This window comes from Haladaptatus sp. AB618 (assembly GCF_024136965.1).
Classification (GTDB): domain Archaea; phylum Halobacteriota; class Halobacteria; order Halobacteriales; family Haladaptataceae; genus Haladaptatus.
This window is the reverse complement of sequence record NZ_JAMYJX010000001.1, coordinates 922,296-944,435: the sequence shown is the minus strand read 5'-3', so window position 1 is coordinate 944,435 and position 22,140 is coordinate 922,296. Positions and strand designations below refer to the sequence as shown.

19 protein-coding genes and 1 tRNA gene are annotated in these 22,140 nt (G+C 61.0%); 11 read left to right on the top strand and 9 right to left on the bottom strand.

What is annotated here, in order from left to right; translation table 11 throughout:
• Both NKF26_RS05035 and glyA read right to left on the bottom strand, forming a co-directional pair.
• A complete protein-coding gene (locus NKF26_RS05035) occupies positions 1–171 on the bottom strand; it encodes a hypothetical protein (protein ID WP_253227145.1) in 171 nt (56 codons plus the stop codon).
• A gap of 63 nt (positions 172–234) precedes the next feature.
• Complete coding sequence (glyA, locus tag NKF26_RS05030) at positions 235–1,482, bottom strand: serine hydroxymethyltransferase (RefSeq protein ID WP_253227144.1); 1,248 nt, start codon at positions 1,480–1,482, stop codon at positions 235–237.
• Positions 1,483–1,588: 106 nt separating this feature from the next.
• Here glyA and NKF26_RS05025 point away from each other — a divergent pair, with 106 nt between their 5' ends.
• From NKF26_RS05025 to NKF26_RS05010, 4 genes are all read left to right on the top strand, one after another.
• A complete protein-coding gene (locus NKF26_RS05025) occupies positions 1,589–3,691 on the top strand; it encodes a hypothetical protein (protein ID WP_253234050.1) in 2,103 nt (700 codons plus the stop codon).
• A gap of 480 nt (positions 3,692–4,171) precedes the next feature.
• Positions 4,172–4,996: a transcriptional regulator TbsP gene (locus NKF26_RS05020; protein ID WP_253227142.1), complete on the top strand. Its 825-nt coding sequence runs from the start codon at positions 4,172–4,174 to the stop codon at positions 4,994–4,996.
• 82 nt (positions 4,997–5,078) lie between these two features.
• Positions 5,079–6,785, top strand: coding sequence for a YcaO-like family protein (locus NKF26_RS05015; protein WP_253234049.1), 1,707 nt, complete (start codon positions 5,079–5,081; stop codon positions 6,783–6,785).
• Between the two features lie 149 nt (positions 6,786–6,934).
• Positions 6,935–7,096 carry a hypothetical protein gene (locus NKF26_RS05010; protein WP_253227140.1) on the top strand — a complete coding sequence of 54 codons (162 nt, stop codon included), beginning with the start codon at positions 6,935–6,937 and terminating at the stop codon, positions 7,094–7,096.
• Here NKF26_RS05010 and NKF26_RS05005 read toward each other — a convergent pair.
• The 3 genes from NKF26_RS05005 to NKF26_RS04995 all read right to left on the bottom strand — a co-directional run bounded on the left by NKF26_RS05005 (position 7,093) and on the right by NKF26_RS04995 (position 9,626).
• Positions 7,093–8,223 carry a DUF63 family protein gene (locus NKF26_RS05005; protein WP_253234048.1) on the bottom strand — a complete coding sequence of 377 codons (1,131 nt, stop codon included), beginning with the start codon at positions 8,221–8,223 and terminating at the stop codon, positions 7,093–7,095. The genes NKF26_RS05010 and NKF26_RS05005 overlap by 4 nt on opposite strands.
• A 43-nt stretch (positions 8,224–8,266) precedes the next feature.
• On the bottom strand, positions 8,267–8,734 hold the full coding sequence (locus NKF26_RS05000) for an Lrp/AsnC family transcriptional regulator (protein WP_253227138.1): 468 nt from the start codon (positions 8,732–8,734) through the stop codon (positions 8,267–8,269).
• A gap of 85 nt (positions 8,735–8,819) precedes the next feature.
• A complete protein-coding gene (locus NKF26_RS04995; protein WP_253227137.1) occupies positions 8,820–9,626 on the bottom strand; it encodes an inositol monophosphatase in 807 nt (268 codons plus the stop codon).
• 88 nt (positions 9,627–9,714) lie between these two features.
• Here NKF26_RS04995 and NKF26_RS04990 point away from each other — a divergent pair.
• Positions 9,715–9,799: transfer RNA gene (locus tag NKF26_RS04990), tRNA-Leu, on the top strand.
• A 227-nt stretch (positions 9,800–10,026) separates the two neighbouring features.
• Here NKF26_RS04990 and NKF26_RS04985 read toward each other — a convergent pair.
• Both NKF26_RS04985 and NKF26_RS04980 read right to left on the bottom strand, forming a co-directional pair.
• On the bottom strand, positions 10,027–11,724 hold the full coding sequence (locus NKF26_RS04985) for a Na+/H+ antiporter (protein ID WP_253234047.1): 1,698 nt from the start codon (positions 11,722–11,724) through the stop codon (positions 10,027–10,029).
• 175 nt (positions 11,725–11,899) lie between these two features.
• A complete protein-coding gene (locus tag NKF26_RS04980) occupies positions 11,900–13,480 on the bottom strand; it encodes a S8 family peptidase (RefSeq protein ID WP_253227135.1) in 1,581 nt (526 codons plus the stop codon).
• A 215-nt stretch (positions 13,481–13,695) separates the two neighbouring features.
• On the opposite strand from NKF26_RS04980, the gene NKF26_RS04975 reads away from it, so the two are divergent.
• The 5 genes from NKF26_RS04975 to hmgB all read left to right on the top strand — a co-directional run bounded on the left by NKF26_RS04975 (position 13,696) and on the right by hmgB (position 19,982).
• Positions 13,696–14,160, top strand: coding sequence for an NYN domain-containing protein (locus NKF26_RS04975; protein WP_253227134.1), 465 nt, complete (start codon positions 13,696–13,698; stop codon positions 14,158–14,160).
• A gap of 46 nt (positions 14,161–14,206) precedes the next feature.
• On the top strand, positions 14,207–15,055 hold the full coding sequence (locus NKF26_RS04970) for a TatD family hydrolase (protein ID WP_253227133.1): 849 nt from the start codon (positions 14,207–14,209) through the stop codon (positions 15,053–15,055).
• A 210-nt stretch (positions 15,056–15,265) separates the two neighbouring features.
• Positions 15,266–15,847, top strand: a complete 582-nt coding sequence (locus NKF26_RS04965) for a DUF2150 family protein (RefSeq protein WP_253227132.1) — start codon at positions 15,266–15,268, stop codon at positions 15,845–15,847.
• A 44-nt stretch (positions 15,848–15,891) separates the two neighbouring features.
• On the top strand, positions 15,892–18,576 hold the full coding sequence (locus NKF26_RS04960; protein WP_253227131.1) for a hypothetical protein: 2,685 nt from the start codon (positions 15,892–15,894) through the stop codon (positions 18,574–18,576).
• Between the two features lie 68 nt (positions 18,577–18,644).
• Complete coding sequence (gene hmgB / locus NKF26_RS04955) at positions 18,645–19,982, top strand: hydroxymethylglutaryl-CoA synthase (protein ID WP_253234046.1); 1,338 nt, start codon at positions 18,645–18,647, stop codon at positions 19,980–19,982.
• Positions 19,983–20,064: 82 nt separating this feature from the next.
• Here hmgB and NKF26_RS04950 read toward each other — a convergent pair whose 3' ends face one another.
• On the bottom strand, positions 20,065–20,289 hold the full coding sequence (locus NKF26_RS04950; protein ID WP_253234045.1) for a hypothetical protein: 225 nt from the start codon (positions 20,287–20,289) through the stop codon (positions 20,065–20,067).
• A gap of 42 nt (positions 20,290–20,331) precedes the next feature.
• Between NKF26_RS04950 and NKF26_RS04945 the strand changes: the two genes are divergently transcribed.
• Positions 20,332–21,417, top strand: a complete 1,086-nt coding sequence (locus NKF26_RS04945) for a helix-turn-helix domain-containing protein (RefSeq protein ID WP_253234044.1) — start codon at positions 20,332–20,334, stop codon at positions 21,415–21,417.
• A gap of 31 nt (positions 21,418–21,448) precedes the next feature.
• Here NKF26_RS04945 and NKF26_RS04940 read toward each other — a convergent pair whose 3' ends face one another.
• A complete protein-coding gene (locus tag NKF26_RS04940) occupies positions 21,449–22,060 on the bottom strand; it encodes an NUDIX hydrolase N-terminal domain-containing protein (protein WP_253227127.1) in 612 nt (203 codons plus the stop codon).
• Positions 22,061–22,140: the final 80 nt, after the last annotated feature.

Below are 22,140 nucleotides of genomic sequence, written 5' to 3'. Positions count from 1 at the left end.
TCACCGAGTCGATTGAATCCGGTCCACCTGCTCGCGCGGATGGAACTGGTTCGCCGTCTCCGTCTGAATGCGAATCCAACCCGGGTAGATGGCGACGGTCACGTCGGCGAGGGATGTTCCATCGGTGAACACGATATCGGCGCGTTTGAAGCCCGCGAGTTGTTCAGGCATGGTCGAACCTCACGGCGTGCCGAATTAGCTGTGTCGCTCGTGAAAAAGAAACGTTGAGACGACTTATTCGTACAGCGGGTTCTCTTCGCAGAGGGCCTGCACTTCCTCGGCGACTTCCGCTTTCACGTCCTCGTCGTCGATGTGATTTATCGTGCGGGCAATCAGGTCGCCGACGCGTTCGATGTCGTCCGCGTCGAAGCCGCGGGTCGTCAGCGCGGGGGTACCGGCGCGGATACCGCTGGCGACGAAGGGCGAGCGCGTCTCGCCCGGAACCGTGTTCGCGTTGAGGACGATGCCGACGTCTTCGAGCGCCTCCTCGGCGTCCTTGCCCGTCACGTCCTCGTGGGATTCACGCAGGTCCACGAGCACGAGGTGGGTGTCCGTGCCGCCGGAGACGAGACCGAAGCCGTGGTCCTGGAACGTCTCGGCGAGCACTTTCGCGTTTTCGACGGTCTGGGCGGCGTACTCCTCGAACTCGGGTTGGAGCGCTTCCTTGAATCCGACCGCTTTGCCCGCGACGTTGTGCATCAATGGGCCGCCCTGCATACCGGGGATGACCGCCGTATCGACGGCGTCGGCGTACTCCTCGTCGCACATGATGATGCCACCGCGTCCGGCGCGGATCGTCTTGTGCGTCGAACCGGTGACGAAGTCGGCGATGCCGACCGGCGAGGGGTGTTCGCCAGCGGCGACGAGGCCCGTGATGTGAGCGATGTCGGCGAGATGGTACGCATCCGCCGCGTCGGCGGCCTCCTGAATCCGCTCCCATTCGACCTGTCGCGGGTAGGCGGAGTAGCCCGAGACGATGATGTCGGGGTCGAATTCGACGGCGTGATCGTAAATCGCGTCGTAGTCGAGGTAGCCGGTTTCGGTGTCCACCTTGTACTGTTCGACGTCGTACAGCTTTCCGGCGAAGTTCACCTTGTGACCGTGGCTGAGGTGGCCGCCGTGGGTCAGGTCGAGCGAGAGGATCTTGTCGCCGGGGTCGAGAACGGCGAGGTAGACGCCCATGTTCGCCTGCGAACCGCTGTGCGGTTGGACGTTGACGTGTTCCGCACCCCAGAGTTCCTTCGCGCGCTCGATGGCGAGACTCTCGACCGTGTCGATGTGCTCACAGCCACCGTAGTATCGCTCGCCGGGGTAGCCTTCCGCGTACTTGTTCGTCAGGGTGCTTCCCTGTGCTTCGAGAACCGCCTCGCTGGCGAAGTTCTCGCTGGCGATCATCTCCAGCGTGTCGCGTTCGCGTTCGACTTCCGCTTCGAGAGCGTCGGCGACTTCCGGATCGGTCGCTCGAACGTGGTCGTACTCCATGTGAAATCCCGAGACACCGCGAGGTATAAGTTTACCCTTCGCACGGCAGATCGCCGTCCCCGACAGAAATATAAACTAACAGTGAGATAACGCTTCTATTACCGGTATGATCGAATGGGAGGAAACGGAAACTGGGGTTCGCGCGTTCGACCGGACAAAAACGGGGGTCACCATCGATGCGCCCGACTGGAAGTCCGGCGGCGAGACGCAGGAAATCGAACCGCCGGTCGACGAGTTAGTCCCCGGCTACGCGTCCGAACTCACGTTTCCTCCGAGTTTGGTAAACATCACCGAAGTCGAAACGGGGGAACAGTACAAGCACGGTAATGACACCAAACCCCTCGAACTTCCCGACGGAGAGTACCTCGCAAACATCCACGGGAACGTCAAAACGTATCTCCGATTTTCGGGGTCAGCGTCCATTCGTAAAACGGACGATTTCGAATCGTTAATCGTCGATTTCCACGAGTGGATTCCGATTACGTTCGGCTTTCGGAGCCATCACAACGTCCCACTCGATACGATAACCATTCCACCGACGACGGAAGGGCTAGCGACAGCAATCTCGTACGCCTCCTCATCTCAGAAGGCGACCGGCCCGGACAGGTCGTATCCGACCCTTCGTGGGCATCCGCCCCAGTTCGAAGTGGGAAACGAGTTACACATCCCGGACCCAGTGCGAGCGGAGAAAAAGGACGTTGGCATCGAACTCCGCGTTCCCGACGATTTCAGGACGTTGTTCGTCACCGCACCCCTCGCGTACTATCTGCAAGCGGACGTGGTGGTCGAAGAGCGCGATGCACCGGTGCTTTCGGCACCCGAGGTCAACTTCACGTACGTATTCAGTCCCCTCCCGTCGTATCAACACGAAGTCGCGGACATGCTCCGTCGGTTGTTCTTTCTGGACTGTCTCGTCCGCAATGAGGGACCATACTGCTGGGAGCTCGCGGAGTTGGATCTACTCGATGAGATCGATATCGACGCGAAGGCAACCTACGAGGCCACACCGGCCGAACAATTGGTCACCTACGACCTCGTGGATTTCGACCGTATCGACGATGGACTTCCGGACTGGCATCTAGCGATGTACGTCGAGCCGTCGCTGGAAAACGTCTCCTCGCTCCCGTATCTGCTTGCAAACCTGAGCCTCATCTACCTCCCAGAATCGTCAAATCTACAGAAGAACGAACTGTTGGACGTATCGCTCGGCGACTTCTATCGTGGTAATCCACAAGCCGAACCGTCGAAGCCACGTGCGGTTTCGGCCGACAGCCCGTACCGGACGACGAACAGCGTTACGTCAGTCGATAGGGTGATGCCCGAACTTCACAGGGGGCGTGTTCATGGATGGCTGGCGGACGGCGTACCCATCGACGTGTTCAAGGTCGAACCGAGTGCCTACGAGAACCGGTTCAAGTACCTCGAAGAGTCGGAAGGGGACATCGACGTGACCCTGATATTGAACGACGAGACGATGGAAGACGAACACGAGGACGTGGCCGATATCTATCTGGACCGGTCGGAAAATCTACCGATCGATGTTACGGTTCGTGAACATCTGACATGCACGGAACTCGCCGAGGTGTTGGAAACACCGAGCGATTTCGTCCACTACATCGGTCACTGTGAGAAGTCCGGACTGCGCTGTACCAACGGCACTCTCCCGGTGTCGTCCATCACGGAGAGCAACGTCCAGACCTTCTTTTTGAACGCATGTGGATCCTACTACGAGGGGATGGAACTGATTAGGAAAGGTAGCGTGGCCGGTGCAGTGACGTTCAACAAGGTGTTGAACAAACAGGCCGGGAAAGTGGGTGTTTCGTTCGCTCGACTGTTGATAAACGGCTTCAGCATCCAGCGAGCCCTTCAAATCGCTCGACGGCGAATAATGATGAACAAGGACTACGCAGTCGTCGGTGATGGGACACACCAGTTAACGCAGTGTGGGACCGTCTTTCCGACGATAGGACGCCTTACAAAGGTCAACGGATGCAAGTTCAAGTTATCATACAGTTCGATCGCGGAGCGAATGCATGGTGGATACTATCAACCGTTTTTGAAGGAGGACAACAAGATGTACCTCAATGGACACGATGCAGTCTTCACGCTAGATCAGGCTGAACTCAAGTCATTTCTCACGCGGGCAAAAATTCCGATTGTGTATGATGGTGAACTGTACTGGTCGAGCAAGTTGGAATCGTTGTTGTAATCAGGGTCCACCGCCAGCCGTACCGGCTTCCAGGGGTGAAATGATGCCACCCGTGTACACGACCGATGCGAACATCAAGGTGAATGCTGCGTTCAACGCCCACGGATGACTCGCGAACCACTGTCGGATTTCGGATCGCATGGTATGTGTTGAAACACCACATCCATCATACTTCATCCTTTCGGACTGTTCACGCAATCTTGATTTGGTAATTACCGCTTACCCAACGGAATTATCCGGTTATTCCCGGCCAACAACAGTTATCGGAAGGTAAAATTACGCGATATTGTGCGATCTGGGCACTCTCGCGGGGACACTGAAAAATTCAAATTCACTGAAGAGATATCGGAGATCAGGCCGATATTATACAAATTTAGAGATTATAATTACGTCGTTGACTAATTGTTCATGCTACATAACCTATGATTTCCGTTGAGTTCGAGCGTTAAAATTAAATACATGAATCTCTTCCCTGCTACCATGGAAACAAAATCGAACCTCTTGAACCAAAGCGTCCACGAAATCCTGCAGACGGTCATCGATCAAAGTCCCGACGTCATGCTCGTCGTGAACCCATCCGCGAGCGCGATCGAGGACCTCATCGACGCCGCAACGGAATACGAAGGTGACCTCCCCGAGATGCGCATGCTCGCGGACGAGAGTACCTTGAAGGACGTGATGGAGGACTTCATCATCGCCAGTAACGCCGCAGACCTCATCGACGAGGATGCACTCACCCTTCGCACGACTGACGACACCTCCGGCAACTCGCTCCTCGTCACCGACGACGTCGTCATCGCGCTCGTCACGGCGGGCGACCGCGTAGGCGGTCTCACCTCGGACGACGACGACTTCGTTGACGCCGCATACGGCACGTACACGGAGTTCTGGGACGACGCAGGCTCCTTCTCGCTCCGCACGCCCCCGATCACGCGTGTCCGCGAGACGCTCGGCGACGAGATCAGCCCCGAGGCAGAAGACGACTTCAACAGCGTCCTCGCGTCCCTCGAAACCGCACGTGGCGACGGAGACGGTCTGGACGAAGTGACGATCAGCCTCCTCGTCGCGGCCAAAAACGAAGCACTGCTCTACGACATCAGCAAGTGGGGCGAGGACGTCGGCATCGCAAGCAAAGCCACGTTCTCCCGCACGAAGACAAAGCTCGAAGACATGGGCCTCATCGGCACGGAAAAGGTCCCCATCGACGTCGGTCGCCCACGCCTCCGCCTGAAGCTTGCCAACGACGAACTGCAGAGCGCGGACACCGACCAGCTCGCTGGCGTCGCACAGAGCATCCTCAACTAAGCCGAACTCCTTCCGTTTTTTCAGTACCCGTGAGCGGTAGCTATCCGCCGTATTTTTGCCACCACGCCGTCTCGTCCCGTGCATGAACAGCGTGCTGGGCGTGGTCGGACAGGGACGTGGTGCGGATGCGGTCGTCGCGGCGCTCTCGGATATCGAAGGAAGCGTCGAAGAACTCGACGACGACGCGATCGACGAGGCCGATTTCGCGGTCGTCATCGACGAGGTCGGGGCACCCGTTTTCAGGCGTGCGAATCGCGCGGGGGTTCCGTGGATCGCCGTGGAACTCGGTGGCGTCGGTGGACATGCGATCGCCGGGGTGGATGCCGCGATTTCCGGATTTTCCCCGGAGACTGCCTGTTTCGACTGTCTCCGTGCACGTGTGGTATCGAATCGAGAGGAAGAAGGAGAAAGCGTCGAGTACGACGGCGTCACCGAACGATACGCTGGCGCGGTCGCGGGACGGGAGGCGGCGAGACTCGCAAGCGGGGAGGAATCGTCGCTCCTCGGCGGGGTGCGAGAGATTCCTCACGCCGAACGGCGACTGCTCCCGATTCCGGGATGTCCGACGTGTGGGGAATCGCGGGACAGGACGCTCGGTATCGCGTACGAGGAGCGAACGTTGGACGATGCGGTGGGCCGTGCGGAACTGGCGATGGACGAGCGGATCGGAATCGTTCGCTCGCTCGGCGAGGTGTCGTCGTTTCCCGTGCCGTACTATTTGGCATCCATCGCGGATACGAGCGGGTTCAGCGACGCACGCGCGGCGGCCCAATCGGCCGGTGTTTCGGCCGACTGGGACGAAGCGTTGATGAAGGCGCTGGGCGAGGGGATGGAGCGCTACTGCGCAGGAATCTACCGCGAGGAGGAGTTCGCGGTGGCACGGCCGTCCGAACTCGGAAACGCCGTATCGCCCGCCGAGTTCGTGTGCCCGACTGGATGGGAGGACCCGAGCGACGAAGAGATCGAGTGGGTGTCGGGTCGGAATCTGACGACCGGAGATCTCGTTCATCTCCCGGCCGAATTCGTCCACTTCCCGCCGCCGTCGATGCGGTTCAAGCCATCCATCACTACCGGGTTAGGGTTGGGCAATTCGACGGTAGAGGCGCTCCTGTCGGGGATATACGAAGTCATCGAGCGCGATGCGACGATGCTCGCGTGGTACTCCACGTTCGAACCGCTCGGGTTGGCCGTCGAGGACGGGGGTTTCGAGGCGCTGGTCAAGCGAGCACGCGCGGAGGAGTTGGAGGTAACGACCCTGTTGGTGACACAGGACATCGACGTTCCCGTGGTGGCCGTGGCGGTTCACCGGGAGGGCGAATGGCCGAAGTTCGCGGTCGGATCGGGTGCGAACCTCGATCCGGACGCGGCGGCCCGGTCGGCGCTCGCGGAGGCGTTGCAGAACTGGACCGAACTCAAACTGATGGGGAAGGAGGATGCGGCGAACGAGGACGGGTCCATCGGCCGGTATGCGGTATTTCCGGACGCGGCCCGGGAGTTCGTCGCTCCCGAGACGACGATACCGAGTTCGAGCGTCGGATCGACGGTTCCGGAGGGCGTGGAGGAGTTGGAAACCGTGGTGTCGCTGGCGAGGGACGCGTTTCAGGTCTACGGTGCGCGGTTGACCACGCGAGACGTCGCGTCGCTCGGATTCGAGGGGGCTCGCGTTCTAGTCCCCGACGCACAACCGCTGTTCACCGAGGATGCGTTCTTCGGCGAGCGTGCGCGGACGGTTCCCGACGAACTCGGGTTCGAACCGCGTCTCGATTGTGAACCACATCCGTATCCATAGCTGTCACCGCGCTCTCGAACTTCCTTCGGGGCGAAACATGAACCGCGCTAGCGAGACACATGGGTTTTATGTCGTGGGTGGCCGTAATTACTATACTAGAGGGTGTGAATAATGGGTAAATCTCCATACATGTTAGGAGTGGTAACCGTATGACGACCGAATTCGAGCTCTCGTGTGCGACGTGTGGGTCGTCCCTGTCGAAACGAAACGTCAGTATCGACCATCCGAACGCGGGAACGATCGAAGTGGCGGAGTGTAAAAACTGTGGCGACCGATATTTCCCGGAATCGACGTTGGAACGTCTGGGTTAGATTCCGAACGTTGCCCGGAGCATATCGCGGGTTCCCGGCCCGAGACCGACCGCGACGATGGCGATGAGCAGCAGAATGGCGTAGCGGGGGCTTTCTTCGAATATTTGCTCGTCGAACACCCAAACGACGGCGAGCGCGGCGACTATTTTCACGAGTAGGAACGGCCACGCCGTCCCGATGACGTTGGTTATCGACGGTGGAAGTACACCGGACGTGATGTCGATGATTGCCCGATTGACGGGGTGTTTCGCGGTGTAGGGTCCAGGGAGGCCGAGCGCACCGGACCAGTCGAGAACGGCGACGTTTGCGATGCCGTCCACCGAGTGTCCCCAGATGACGACCGCACCGATTGCGGCCGTTCCCGCGTTGACCTCGGGGGCGAACCGCTCCACCAACCACCAGACGATTCCGGTGACGAGCGTCGCACCGCCGAGGACGACGACGAGTATCTGTGGGTAGAATTTGAGTTGACTCGTCGTCATCGCCAGCACGACGAGATGGCCCACCGTGAGGGCGAGCACGAGCGTTCCGATTCCGGCGAGCGGATATTCGTAGTTCTCGACGATACCCCGTCGTTCGAGGACGACGCTCACGACGAGTGCCGCGAGTGTGACGGCGAAGACGGTAAAATAGATCACCGGGCTGATGATGAGGGTGTTCCACGGGAAGGGGATCGAGCTGTGCCCCGCTCCGAGCGCGTTGTTTGCGTCTTCGACGACCCGAAGGGCACCGCCGAAGAGCATGAACGGGAAGAGCGCGAAGAAGAGGCCTCGCTCCTCGCCGACGTGCAGGCGACGGAGCAGAAAGACGACGCCAATCAGGGCGACGATGAGCGTGACGGCGTAGCCGACTTCCGAGACGAAGGTGTAACCGGGGACGGCGACCGGACCGGGCGCTGTCGCGCACGTGCCCGCGTCGTAGATGTATTTCGTCGCGCCGCCGCTACGGACGGCACACTCTGCGCCTTTCGCGTCGGCCAGTACGGGTCCCCAAAAATAATGCCAGATGAAGCCGTCGTACACTTGTTTCGGGAACGCGAGCGCACCACCGATCAGGGCGACGATGGCGGCGGCGACCGCCCCCAACCACAGGCGCTCGTTTTCGAGTCCCTCGCTTGCGGTATCCATATCGCACGAAGCGAAGCGAACGGGTTTTAGGGTTCCGGTCTTGTCACTCCTCGGAACCCATTTTCAGGGGGAGTTCGTCGCTTTCGTAGGGTGACCCGAGGACGACCATCGTCTGTGAACGGGCGAAGCCGTCCATCTGCGCGATGTTGTCGAACATCAGTTCGCGGAGACTGTCCGCGTTCTCGGCATATACCCGTGCCAAAACATCCCACGATCCAGTCGTGAGGTGAACCTCCTGAATTCCCTCGATACCTTCGAGTCGCTTGAGCGTGTCCTTCTCACGACCCTGTTCCACGCGGAGACCGACGAACGCGGAGATACCGAGCGATATCTTCTTCGGGTCCACGCTGGCGTGATAGCCGGTGATGACGCCCGCTTCTTCCATCCGATTGACACGGTCGTGGACCGTCGCACTGGACATATCGATCTGTCGTGCTATCTCGCTGAACGGTGTTCGAGCGTTCACTTGGAGGGCTTTCAGAATGGCGCGGTCTGTGTCATCCAGGTTCATATCGCTACGGTAAGGCCCCACTGATAAATAATTGTACACCCGCATCGGAATCGAGTCGCAAATCGAAATTATAAATCATAATCGTCTACTTTTGAGACCGTTTTTCCGCATCGCGAGCCGCCGCGAGCACTTCGTCGTGCGCCTCCCCGTTGGAAGCGACCAGTCCCCGACTTTCGGTCGTCCACGGCTCGCCGTGAATATCCGTCACCGTCCCGCCTGCCTGCCGAACCATGAACACGCCCGCGACCGTGTCCCACGGGTTCGGGACGACGTTCGTCACGGTGCCGTCGAGCGCGCCGCTGGCCACCATCCCGAGAACGATCTGAGCACACCCGTACCGGCGCATGTCCCCGAAGCGCTTCACGATTCCCTCGACGGTCGCCGCGTACTCCTCCCGCCGGTCGAAGTCCCACCAAATCGTCGGACAGACCGTGAACGTCTCGGGGTCCGTGCGGTCGCTGACCGAAATCGTCTCGCCGTTCAGGTACGCGCCGTCCCCGTCCACGGTGTAGACGTCGCCCAGCGCCGGGCAGACGTTCGCGGCCGCGACGGTTTGGCCGTCGCGGACCGCCGCGACGCTGGTCGTCCACAGCGGAATCCCGCGGACGAAGTTGTTCGTCCCGTCGATGGGGTCCACGACCCACACGTCGCCCTCTACGGGGACTTCCTTCAGCGCGTCTTCCTCCTCGCCGACGATCGCGTCGTCGGGGAACTCGGCTTCGATAACTTCGATGACACGGCGTTGACTGCGCCGGTCGAACTCCGTCACCACGTCCGTCTTGTTGGATTTCGTCTCGACTGCGAGGTCGTGTCGGAAGCCCTCGGCCGCGATTTCGCTCCCTGCGGTCGCGGAGCGTTCGGCCAATTCGAGGCGAGAATCGACGTTCGTCATGGTTCGAGAGGCGCGGCGATATGGAAAAGGAGTGTCGTTTCTCGATTCGGAACGTTTTAACACCCGGAGGATGGAATAGAAACTGCGTGCGAGGGTAGCCAAGCCCGGCCAACGGCGGCGGACTCAAGATCCGCTCCTGTAGAGGTCCAAGGGTTCAACTCCCTTCCCTCGCACTCACACGAGTGCGGGAAGACCGCCACAGAGCGTTCTTCCCTCGCAACAACGCGAAGGGGCCTAACCACAGGCTCTCGCAAAACTTCTGACGACGACTACGAACCGGACAGCGACGGGTCTAAATCGCGGATTTCGTTCGGTCCGGGGGCTTTCGAGGTCGTCTTCCCAGTGTTTAGAATCACAACAGAATCAAAACCAAACACGATTCTTCCCCATCGTCGCTTTCCTAGTCGTCGTCAGCGGAGGACGTATCGAGGCCGTATTCCTTCACGCGAGCGCGCCAGAACTCCTCGTAGGCTTCGTTGTCGGGGTCGTCGCGGACGGTGCTCTGACCGGTATCGACGCGGTCGAGTTTCAAATCGACCTCTTCGAGCAGTCGTTCGCCGACGTCGTCGCTGATGACGCCCGAGCGCATGGCGTCCATGACGGCGCTCTTTTCCTGTTTGAGGACGCGGCGCTCGCCGACGAGGAGTTCCTCCCGGCGGAGTTCGGGGTTCTCGTGGAGCAGGCGGGAGATGGTCGTGTTCAGGTCGTCCTTCTCGGCCTCGTACTCGCCGCGGAAGTCGTCGTACACGTCGCCCGGGAGGTCACCGCGGTTGTGGAGGCGGTCGGCGGCTTCGAGCGCGGAATCGACCGCACGCGCGCGCCCGAGGAGGAGTTCGTACAGTTCCTCCGTCTCGGTTCGGGTGACGATGTTCAGGTGGTCGAGGAGGTTGCTCATGGTCAACCCTTGGACGATGAGGCTGAACGCAGCGACGCCGAACACCATCGAACGGAGTTCCCCGATGTGCGGGAACTCCGACGGAAGGCCCAGTACGAGCGCGATGGGAATCGAGGCGTGCAGGCCACCCCACACCATCACGTGCTGATAGGAGAACGGAATATCGCTCCGAGTGAATCGGTTGACCGCCTCGGTGAAGGGATAGACGGTGATGGCACGCACGAACAACGTGAGGACGATGGCGATGACGATGAGTTGCCAGTTATCGACCATCTGGTGGATGGGCGTTTTCGCGCCGATGAGGACGAAGATGAGCGTGTTGACGAGGAACGCGGCGGTGTCCCACGTGTTGAACACGGATATCTTCGTCTGGGGGCTCATCGCGTACTCCGCGCCGCGGTTGCCGATGAGGAGTCCGGCGGTGACGGTTGCGATGACGCCGCTGACGTGGAAGTAGTGTTCGGCGAGCAGGAAGCTCCCGTAGGCGAGGATGAGCGTGAGGACGATTTCGGTCATGTGCTCGTCCAGGTTGACCATGACGCGGTAGATGAGGTAGCCAGCGGCGAGGCCGACGACCAAGCCGCCGATACTGGCGAAGACGATTTCGATGGCGGTGTTGCCGATGACCTTCGGGGTGATGAGTTTCGAGAGTTCGATGTCGTTCTCCACCGACCGTTTCACGAGCACGAAGAGCGCGGAGAAGACGACGACGCCGACGCCGTCGTTGAGTAAGCTCTCGCCCTCGACCAGTACCGATAGGCGCTCGGGTGCGCCGAGTTCCTCGAACAGCGCCAAGACGGACACCGGGTCGGTTGGAAGGATCATCGCGGCGAACAGCGTGGCGAGCAACAGCGGATAGCCGAAGGCGTAGTGGCCCATCACCCCGAGGATGAGAATCGAGACGATGAGGCCGGGAACCGCGAGCGTCAACACTAACCCGAGGTTCTCGCGGAAGCTATCGAGGTCGGTGGTCGCCGCGCCCTCGAACAGGAGTGGCGGCAACAGCACGAGCAGGATGAGGTCGTGTGTAAGCGTGATGTCGATGTTGATACCAAGTATCGAAACGGCGAGCCCGGCGAGGAGGAGGGCGATAGTGTAGGGAAACCGTCCGACTTTGGCAACGAAAACACCCACGCTCGCCGCGATGATGAAAACGGCGAGGAGGTTGATGAGTCCGGCGGTGATTCCAGTCGGCTCGACCATGACCGACGATTTGTCGTAGCGAGGGATAAACCGCGTGGTGTCATCCGGTGTAAAATTCGGAGACGGCTCCACTGCCGTAGTTCGATACCAGTCGCTACCGAACCATCGTGGGAATTTCGCATCGTCGTCACTCTTCGGTTGTGAGAACGAGAGGAGGGGACCAATCGAATGGGGATTACTGGTATTCCGTGATCGTCACGGTGTAGCTGCCCGACCCGCTGTAGGAATCCACGTCGATCTGCATGTCGGTGGACGTGTCGGGGCTGTCGATGGTGATCGTTTCCTGACTGCCCGTGCTGGTGGACGAGTAGTCGTAGCTGCTCGGACTCGCCGCGCTCGACGTTCCCGTGTTGACGTAGAGGTCGAAGTCGGCGTCGCTCGGTCCGTCGAGCTCCACGACGACTTGACTCGGACTGCTGTAGTTCCACGACCACGTGTAGTCGGCGTAGTCGGAGTAGCCGGAGAGCGAACCGCTGGCGGATCCGCTCGTGGAATCGCTGCCACCACCGCCACCGCCGCCGCTTCCGCTGCCGGGGTCGGTAGTAACGGCGTTGTAGGCATCGACACGGCCGCTGCCCTGTTTATCCGAGGACAGGCCCACATCGACGGCCGTGTTCTTGAGGTGGCTTCGAAGTTCCGAGTTGGTGAGGTCCCACTGTGCGAGCGTCAGCCCGGCGACGCCGGAGACGACGGGGGTTGCCATCGAGGTACCCGAGAGCTTCTCGTAGGAACCGCGCGTCTCGGTCGTCGTCGAGAGGACGTCCACACCGGGGGCACAGAGTTCGACCTTGCTACCGTACTGCGAGAAGGAAGCGAGGTCGCCGTTCGAGTCGATGGCGGAGACAGCGAGACATTCGCTGTATCCTGCCGGGTACGAGACGCTGCTGGAGCCGTCGTTACCCGCTGCACACGCGATGAAGACGCCGTTGTTGGAGGCGTAGGTAACCGCGTTCTTCATCGTGCTCGTGTAGCCACCGCCACCGAGGGACATGTTGATGACGTCGGCACCCTGGTCCGCGGCCCAGCGGATGGCGTCCGCGATGTCGGACGTGGAACCGCTGCCACCCTCGTCGAGCGCACGGCCGTTGATGAGCGAGGAGTTACCCTGCCCTGCGACACCGGTGCCGTTGTCGATGACACCGGCGGCGATGCCGGAAACGTGGGTCGCGTGGTATTCGTCCTGCGGCGCGTCCGGATATGGGTCGCTGTCGTCGTCGGCGAAGTCCTTTCCGGGGTTCGATTTGTAGTTCGCCTGCAGGTCCGGGTGGTCGTACTGTGCACCCGTGTCCACGACGGCGATGGTGACGTCGTGACTGCCGAGGGTGGTGTCCCACGCGTCGTCGGAGTTGACCATCTGCGGCGCGTACTGCTGACCGAATTTAGGGTCGTCCGGCGTGAGGTACGTCGAATGCGTCGCGTTCTGCTCCGCGTATTTGATCCCTTCGCGCTTCTCGATTGCGTCGATGAAGCTCTGTCGAGCCGAGTCGGGCATCGCGCTCGGGAGCTTCACTGCGACGTAGCGCAGGTGTTCGTTCTTGTGAACGACGGTGATGTCCATCGGGGATTTTGCGGTGACTGCTTGTTCGATGTCACCGTGACCGGCCGAAACGCCGACCAGAATCTCGTCCTCTTTCGGTCCGGGCTCACGACCGGGCGTCGCCATCGTAACGCCACTCATGGCCGCCGCCGCACCGGCTGCACCTGTTGCTTTGAGGAATGTACGTCTATCGAACCGCGATATGTTGTCGTCTGCCATACGGCAAGTTAACGAAGTTCGCATATGTATTTAAATTTTATCCATTTGAATTGCTGAAATCTTATACTCTGGATTAATAAATAAAGGCTAAAGTTAAGAGTATTAATTAATTCTGTGCTGAACAAGTTTACTGATGTTAAATCAATCATTCTGGGAATAGGTCGGACGAAGAACGAACCGCCACCGCTATGTCCCGCTATCGTCTACCTCGGACCATGAGCGGCGGCTTGCGGTCTCTCCACGAGGGAGACGGCGATGAACACGAACGAACTGTTGCACTCTTCGTCGACGGACCGAACGTCCTTCGGGACGACTTCGACGTCGATCTGGACGACGTTCGAGCGGCGGGACGGCAACTCGGACAACTCGCAACGTCGCGTCTGTACCTCGACGAGCACGCGACACCGGGGTTGATTCAGGCGGCGGAAGCACGCGGTTTCGAGGTCGTCATCACGAGCGGCGACGTGGACGTGAAACTCGCCATCGACGCGACCGAACTCGCGCTCGATGACCAAGTGGATGTCCTCGCAATCGCCTCCCGGGATACGGATTTCAAACCCGTCCTCGAAAAGGCGGCCCGAAACGGGATTCGGACGGTTGCCATCGCGCCCGGCGAGTACGGCCGGTCGGACGCGCTCCAAAACGCGGCCCACGAGGCGTTCGTCCTCGAAGACGAGTAAATCGGAAAACCACGGGCGTTTTTTCGCTGGAACCCAACGAAAACGTATGAACGACCTCGGGACGCCGGTACTCGACGATCACCTCCATCTGGACCCCGACCACGGCCGGGGTGTCGAAGCGGTCAAGGATTTCGCACGGAGCGGCGGCACGCACCTACTCGTCGTCAACAAGCCGTCCTGGCTGCTCGGCGTCGAAGCCGAAACGGGAGCGGACTTTCGAACCGTCTTCGACACGACGGTCGAGGTGGTAGAACGTGCGAACGAAATCCTGCCGGGTCGAGCGTGGCCCGTCCTCGGCGTGCATCCGGGACTCGTCTCGAAACTAGTGGACGACCGTGACTTCACGCCCGCGAACGCGCGTGACCTGATGCAATCCGGACTCGAAGTCGCCGCGGAGTACGTCGCGGACGGGCGGGCCGTCGCCCTGAAATCCGGACGACCACACTATGACGTGACCGACGAGGTGTGGGACGCTTCGAACGCCGTCCTTCGGCGCGCGCTGGAACTGGGCGCGGAGACCGAAAGCGCGGTTCAACTGCACACCGAAGCGACGGACGATCTGACCGAGGTGGCCGAGTGGGCGGAGGCGGCTGGCTTGCCACCGGAGCGTGTGGTCAAACATTACGCGGGCGGCGAATTGGCGGGTGTAACGCCGAGCGTGATGAGCGACAAGGACCGCCTCGAACTCGCCGTCGAGCGCAGCGAGCCGTTTTTGATGGAGACGGACTTCATCGATGACCCCGACCGTCCCGGTGCGGTAATGGGGCCGAAGACGGTCCCCCGACGAGTGTCGTGGATGCAGGAACAGGGGTACGACGAGGCGATTCGAACGGCCCACGTCTCGACTCCCGAACTCGTGTACGGACTCGATACCGAGGCGACACTCTCGAAGTGAGCCGTCGCTCGGGAGTCGATTTTCGCTTGCCAACCGATCACACAGCCATCGTGCAGGCTTTTTGATCAGTTTGCGGCTATCCTAACTTCGATGGGTGGCGAAACATCCGCACGTCCCGGTGTAGCATGAGTTTTTCGGCCGTTTTGGGCGGTCTCACCCTGTTGAGGCAGCCTCGGAGGATTTATGAATCGTGCTATGCACGAAAGAGGTATGAGCGCTCCTCCAGAGGAGTTCTACTCCGAAGAACGCTGGCAGAACTGGTTGGACAGAATCAAGGACGAGGATATCGACCCGAAGGACGAAGATTCCGCACGGCTCCTGCTCAACCTGCAGGACGACGTGGCAATCGCCGTCGCCAAAATCGTCACCGCGTACGACGACGATGACATCGACGAGGAGACGGCCCTCTCGGAACTCACCGACATCCGAGAGACCGTCCTCGGCGAGGTCGAGTTCGAGGACGAGGAGAAAGCGATGCTCATCGACGGCGTCCAGACGAGCCTGCTCTGCGTGTTTTACGCGTCGGAGGAGTACGTCGCACAGGGCCCCGCCGAGGACGCGCCCGTCGAGGACTACATCATCGAAGCCGAGAAGGCCGAAGAAGCGGAGGATTTGGACTCCGCGCTCGGTCTCGTCGCGGCGGGTGGCACGCGCATCTTCGCGGGTGACGAACTCGACATATCAATCATGGAGGAGATGGAGTACGGTCTCGTTACGGAGTGGGTAAACGGCCTCGACAGCCTTCAGAGCGCGATGAGCGACCCGGAGCTCGTCGAAGAAGACGACGAGTAATCGAGTAACAGGTTTTTTATCCTTTTCACGTATCTGTCTCATGCATGACGTTCCGGTCGGACGACCGTGGCGTGACCGTGCAGGTCGGCGCGATTCTCCTGTTCGCCATGCTGGTCGTCGCCATGTCGCTGTATCAGGCGACTGCTATCCCGAGTCAAAACGCGAAGGTCGAATTTCGTCACGACGAGCGGGTGCAAAGCCAGATGCAGGACGTGCGCAACGCGATTCTTCGCACGGCCGCGACCGGAGCAGGCCAACCGACATCGGTCACGCTCGGCACGCAGTATCCCGGACACGTCCTCTTCGTTAACCCACCACCCGCCTCGGGGACGCTCCGAACGCGGGAATCGGGAACGGTCGACATCGAGAATCTGAAGGCGACCGACCCGGAGACGGCCGACTATTTCGACGCTAGCGAACACTCGTTTTCGACCCGGTCACTCGTCTACGTGCCGGGCTACAACCAGTACGGCAGCGCGCCCGACACGGTGTACGAAAGCTCCGTCGTCTACAACCGTGGACGTGACGGCAACGCCACCCTGACCGGCCAGCAACTCGTCCAGGGTAAGCGGATCACGCTCGTCACGCTGGACGGGAACCTCTCCCGAGCCCGGTCGGGGACGGTCAGCCTCGACCCACAGGCGCTGAGTCCCTCGACCGTGACGCGCACGATTTCGGTGCAGTCGGACGGGAGCGACCCGGTGATCCGCGTGTCGACGGCCCTCTCCGAGGAGAAGTGGAACCGATTGCTCGCGGAACAGAAAGCGAACGGCTACGTCGAGAGCGTGAGCGTCGAGGACGGCATCCTCGAACTCACGCTCCGTGGAGACGAGGACGGGACTCCCGTCACCTACGACCTTCGAATGGCGAAGGTCGGCGTCGGATCGGGGACGAAAGCCACGAGCGAGGAGTACATCACGAACGTCAGCGGCGGCGGGAACGTGGCAGTCGGAACGAAGACAACGCTCGTCGCGGAGGTGCGCGACAGGTACAACAATCCCGTGAGCGGCGTCATCGTGAACGCGAGCGGCGGGACGGCGGCGGGAAGCCATCGGACGGACGACCGGGGACGGGTTCGGTTCGAATACGACGCGACTGCGCCGGGTGACGAAACGGTGACGCTCTCAATCGACGACGACAGCGCGGCACGCGAGCGCGTCGAATTCCCCATCCACGCGGTTGCAGGCGGCACTGGTGGTGGGAGCGGCGGTGGAAGCTACGACGTCGAGTGGGTCGCGTCGAACGGACTCGACTGTACCCCCTCGCTCGACGAGTGTACCCTCGACAGGAGCGAGCGTTCGTCCGCCACGCTGACGGCGAACGTTACCTACGACGACCAACCCGTCACGGGGACGGACGTCGATTTCGGTCTCAACCGAACGGGGATCCTGAGCACGTCCCCGACGAGCGCGACGACGGATTCGAACGGGGAAGTTCGGACGACCGTCGAGGCGAGTTCGACGGGCGACGTGAGACTGCTCGCCGCGAGCGGCGGGGACGCCGACCCGGTCGTCGTTCACGTCGTTCGAACGGACGGGATACCCGGTCGGTTCGTGTACGGCAACGACGCCATCGCAGTCGATGGGCCGGACGATGGCGACACGAAGGGCGGAATCGAGTTCAGCCTGCGGAACGGGTTCGCTCAATCCGCCACGATCACGAACGTCGAGATCGATCCCGCCGACACCGGTATCGACGTCATCGCCGACCGGTCCGGTGACGACGGTTCGGTCGGGCACAGCGAAGTCGTCGTCGAAACGGACCACGACTCGGGGTACGTGGATTTCAGCGACCTCTATTTCCCGACCGCCCGGGACGGAACCTACCTCGGGAACTCCTACGACCTCGATGACGATGGTCGCGTACACGGCCACAATCCCGTCGTGTCGAGTGACGGGACGGCGACGTTCTCGCTGTACGAACTGTTCCGGGGGAGCTACCGGAACGGATATCGGAACGTGGACATGGTCGGGAAACAGGTGACCGTCACCGTCGATTATCGCTTGGAGAACGGGACGACCGGCGAAAAGCGGGTCACGTTCGTTCCGAGCGAGGACGACGGTAACGATGGAAACGGCGACGACGCGCGAACGCCACGGATCGAAATGCGAGTGGACGACCTTTCGCACGTGGATCAGGACAAGGTGCGATACACCACGTCCTACGACGTGACGAGGACTAATTCGTCGTTCGAGCGCGTGCAAGTCGTCACCGACGACCTTCAACGCGGAAACGACGCGAGGGGGACGAACACGTCCACGTCGAAGCGTGGCAGCGCCGCCTACCGATTGAACTACGGTTCGGACGAACGGTGGCGAATGACGGTGCAGGTCATCTACGAACACGCCGACGGGACGGAGTACGTCGCGGCTGAGCGGTCGATAACTGACGAAGCGGACAGCCTCGATCCGGACGGAAACGACGACTTGAGCACCGCCGACAGCGCGACTATCGATTCGTACAGTGTCGACGACCGGACGAAATACGGCCAACCGCGATACACGCTCGACTACGACCTCTCGTCGGGAAGCGATTTCACCAGGGTCTCGGGCGCGGCCATCAGCCGTGGAAACGGGGACGCCGTATACGACAGCAGCACGGACCGTCACGGCTCGTTCCGGTTGGATGGCGGGTACGGCGGTGGAACGAAGTTCACGATAAAACTGCTCGTCTACGATTCGGATGGCGTCATCGTCGACTCCGTCGAGCGATCCGACACGGCCGGATAGGGTTTCGACGACCGTCGATACTTCTATCGACAAAAACTTATACTGTGTTATGCAACGTGGAGGCAAGAATGACCGCCGTCGGTATCGACGCCATCGAAATTTGGACTGGGAAGCTGAAACTCGACCTCCCGGAGACAGTCGCACCGGTCAAAGACAAGGATCCGGCGTACTACACGAAGGGATTGGGACTGAACGCCAGTTCGTTCCCCGACGCGTACGAGGACATCGTGACGATGGGCGCGAACGCGGCCCATCGCCTGATGAAGCGCAAGGGACTGACGCCGGACGACATCGGTCGTATCGACGTCGCCACGGAGAGCGCGTTCGACAACTCCAAGCCCGTCTCGACGTACATCGCGGGCTGTCTCGAACAGGTGTACGACGGCGACTTCCACCACGCCAACAAAGGTGAGCGCAAGTTCGCCTGTATCGCCGGAACCCAGAGTTTGGACGACGCCTACAACTGGATCAAAGCGGGTCGCAACCGCGGGCGCTCCGCGCTCGTCATCGCGACCGACACCGCGCTGTACGCCCGTGGCGACCCTGGCGAGGCCACGCAGGGTGCCGGTGCCGTGGCGATGCTCATCAGCGAGGACCCGTCCCTCGTCGAACTCTCGACCGAACAGGGCTACGGTAGCGCCGACGAGACGGACTTTTTGAAGCCCAACCAGCAGTTCCCCAGCGTGGACGGCAAGCGCTCCATGCAGGTGTACCTCGCCCGCATGCGCGAGGCGCTGGAGGACTTCGAGCGCGCCGGTGGGGAGACCCACCCCGGCGATTACGTCTTCGGTCCGTACCACACGCCGTTCCCCGGAATGGTCCGCAAGGCCGGACTGTTCGCCTTCCGACACACCATTCGTGACACGGGTATCGAGGAGGAACTCGCCGCCGAAATCGGCCGCCAACCGCGCGAGCAGGATTACGACGACCGCGAGCAGTACGAGGAAGCCATCAGCGCGTACATGGACGACCTCAAGGCGACCGAACAGTATCAGGAGTGGTACGCGAACACCATCGAACCGACGCTCCGCATCTCGCGCGAGGTCGGCAACTGGTACACCGGGTCGGTCCATATCGCCCGCGCCTCGGCGCTTCAGTACGCCGCCGAAAACGACATGGAAATGGTCGGCAAGAAGCTCCTCGTCGGATCCTACGGGAGCGGCGCACAGGCCGAAATCCACGCCGAAACCGTCCAGGACGGCTGGATCGATGAGATCGACCAACTCTCCATCGACGAGCAGATTCGGAACCGCTACAACCTCTCCTACGACGAGTACGAGCAGGTCCACGACCGCCACAACCACGACAAGCGCGTCGAACTCGACGACTTCACCGAACCCGAAAACGAGTTCGTCTTCACCGGCCGCGGCGAGATGGAAGAGCGGACCTACGAATACGTCGAATAAGACGGCGAGGAAGGACGAAGACGGCGGGGAAGGACGGCGGTTTTCGTTTTGCGCTGCGGGTCTATTTTCTGCGAACTGACCTTCACCACGACTGCAATCGTTGTTGGGTGCGGAGGCGAGCCAGCGCGAAGCGTTGGCGAGCGAAGCACCCGCCGTCGGGTGTGTCTTCTGCCCAGTCGCTGAAGTCTGCTCTCCAGTCGAAAAACGACCATCTGATGAAGTCGTCCGGATTGCTGTTTTCCTCCACGTAGTCGCCGTGAGCGGACGACTTATCCGAGTCGCGCCCGTCCGTGCAACTAAGCGACACACGTCCGACTCCGAAATTCCACCTTAAACCAAACCGAACGAAATGACCGAAACCGAGCCGGAATCCCAGACGGCGGACGAACTGCCGGAGACAGTCGAGACCGAACTCGATTCCGAACCCGAGTTCGAAAACGAATCCGAACTCGTCCTCGAATCCGAAGCGGAGGAAGTGGACCCGACGGACGCCTTCAGCGTCCTCGGCAACGAGGTTCGGATGGCCGCGCTCCGCGCGCTGCTCGACGCCGAGACGGACGGCGAGGACACGCTGGCGTTCTCGGACCTGTTCGACGCGTCGCCAGCCGACAACACGGCGGGCTTTTCGTACCACCTGCGACAGTTGGCCGAGCACTTCGTCCGGAAGACGGACGGCGGATACACTCTGACCTACGCCGGTCGGGAAATCGCGCGGGCGATTCGCGCCGGGACGTACACCGACAGCGTGGATTTCGACCCGATTCGAATCGGCGACCCGTGTCCGTTCTGCGGCAAAGAGGAACTGGAAGCCCACGGGGAGGACAACTACGTCGTCGTCGAATGCCGGGCCTGCGAACGCCCGACGCTCACGTTACCGTTTCCACCGGGGGGGCACCGAGGTTTCGCAGAAACCTCGCAAGATCGCGGTGAAATTGCCGAGCAACGCTCGGCGGTCAGCCGGACTTCGTCCGGCGAAACCGCGAGCTACCGTGCTCACGACCCCGACGGCCTGCTGACGGCGTTCGACCGGCACCACCGTCACCGCCTGTCGCTCATGGCCGACGGCGTCTGCCCGGAGTGCAGCGCACCGGCGAACGCACACGTGGAGTATCACGACGCGGAAAACGACGAAACCGAAAATCGCCGCCCACAGGTCCAGTTCGACTGCGAGCGCTGTGGCTGTCGGCTTCGCTCGCCGGTCACGCTCGCGGTACTGGAGCATCCGGCGGTCATCTCGTTCTACCACCGCCACGGCATCGACATCCGGGAGCGCCCCGTCTGGAACGTCGGCGAGGAGTGGCGCGAAGCGGTCGTCTCGGAGGACCCGTGGTGCGTTCGGGTTTCGACGGCGGTAGACGGCGACGTGCTGTCGCTGTTCGTCGCCTCGAATCTGGAGGTCGTGACGGTGCGCGAAACGGGGCAGACCGCGTCCTGAGAGGTCAAGAAACGCTGCGACGACCACCTGCTCACGACGAGTTCGATGTCGCCTCGTGTCGTTGCTGCCACACGTCACGCGCTTCGTACGCTATCTCGTGAAAATCTCGGTGCCACGCCGGTACGTCCTCGATGTGCCAGTACCCGAGGTCCGAACTCTCCTCCGACCCTCGAAGCGTTCCGCCCAAGCGTTCACAGAGGTAGACGAGTCCGACGGCTTCGTTGACGTGGTGTTCGGTCGCCGGTTGGTAGTGTGCGCCGACCAGCGTCGTAACCCGGACGTCGAGGTTCGTTTCCTCTTTCGTCTCGCGAACCGCCGCCCGTTCGGGACCCTCCCCCGGGTCAAGGAACCCGCCTGGGACCATCCACTCACCGCTATCGGCGCGTTTCATCAACAGGATTCGTCCGTCGTCGTCGAAAATCGCCGCACCGGCCGCGATTTTCGGCGTGATATGCCCGACCTCCTCGGCGAACCGTTCACGGACCTCGTCCGGATTCACCGCGAGCGTTTCGCCGTAGTGTTCCGCGACGAGGTCGAGTATCCGACCGTACCGTCGTTCGTCGTGATGGTTATCCGCATATCGAAGCCCGTTCTGACCGATGATTCGGAGTTCGTCCAAGAGCGCGAGGAGGTTCGATTTCACATCGACATCTCGCACTCGAACGACCTTAATCCTCAGTCAGCTTCTCGCCCGGTTGCTATTTCAAGGGTTGTGGAAAAACC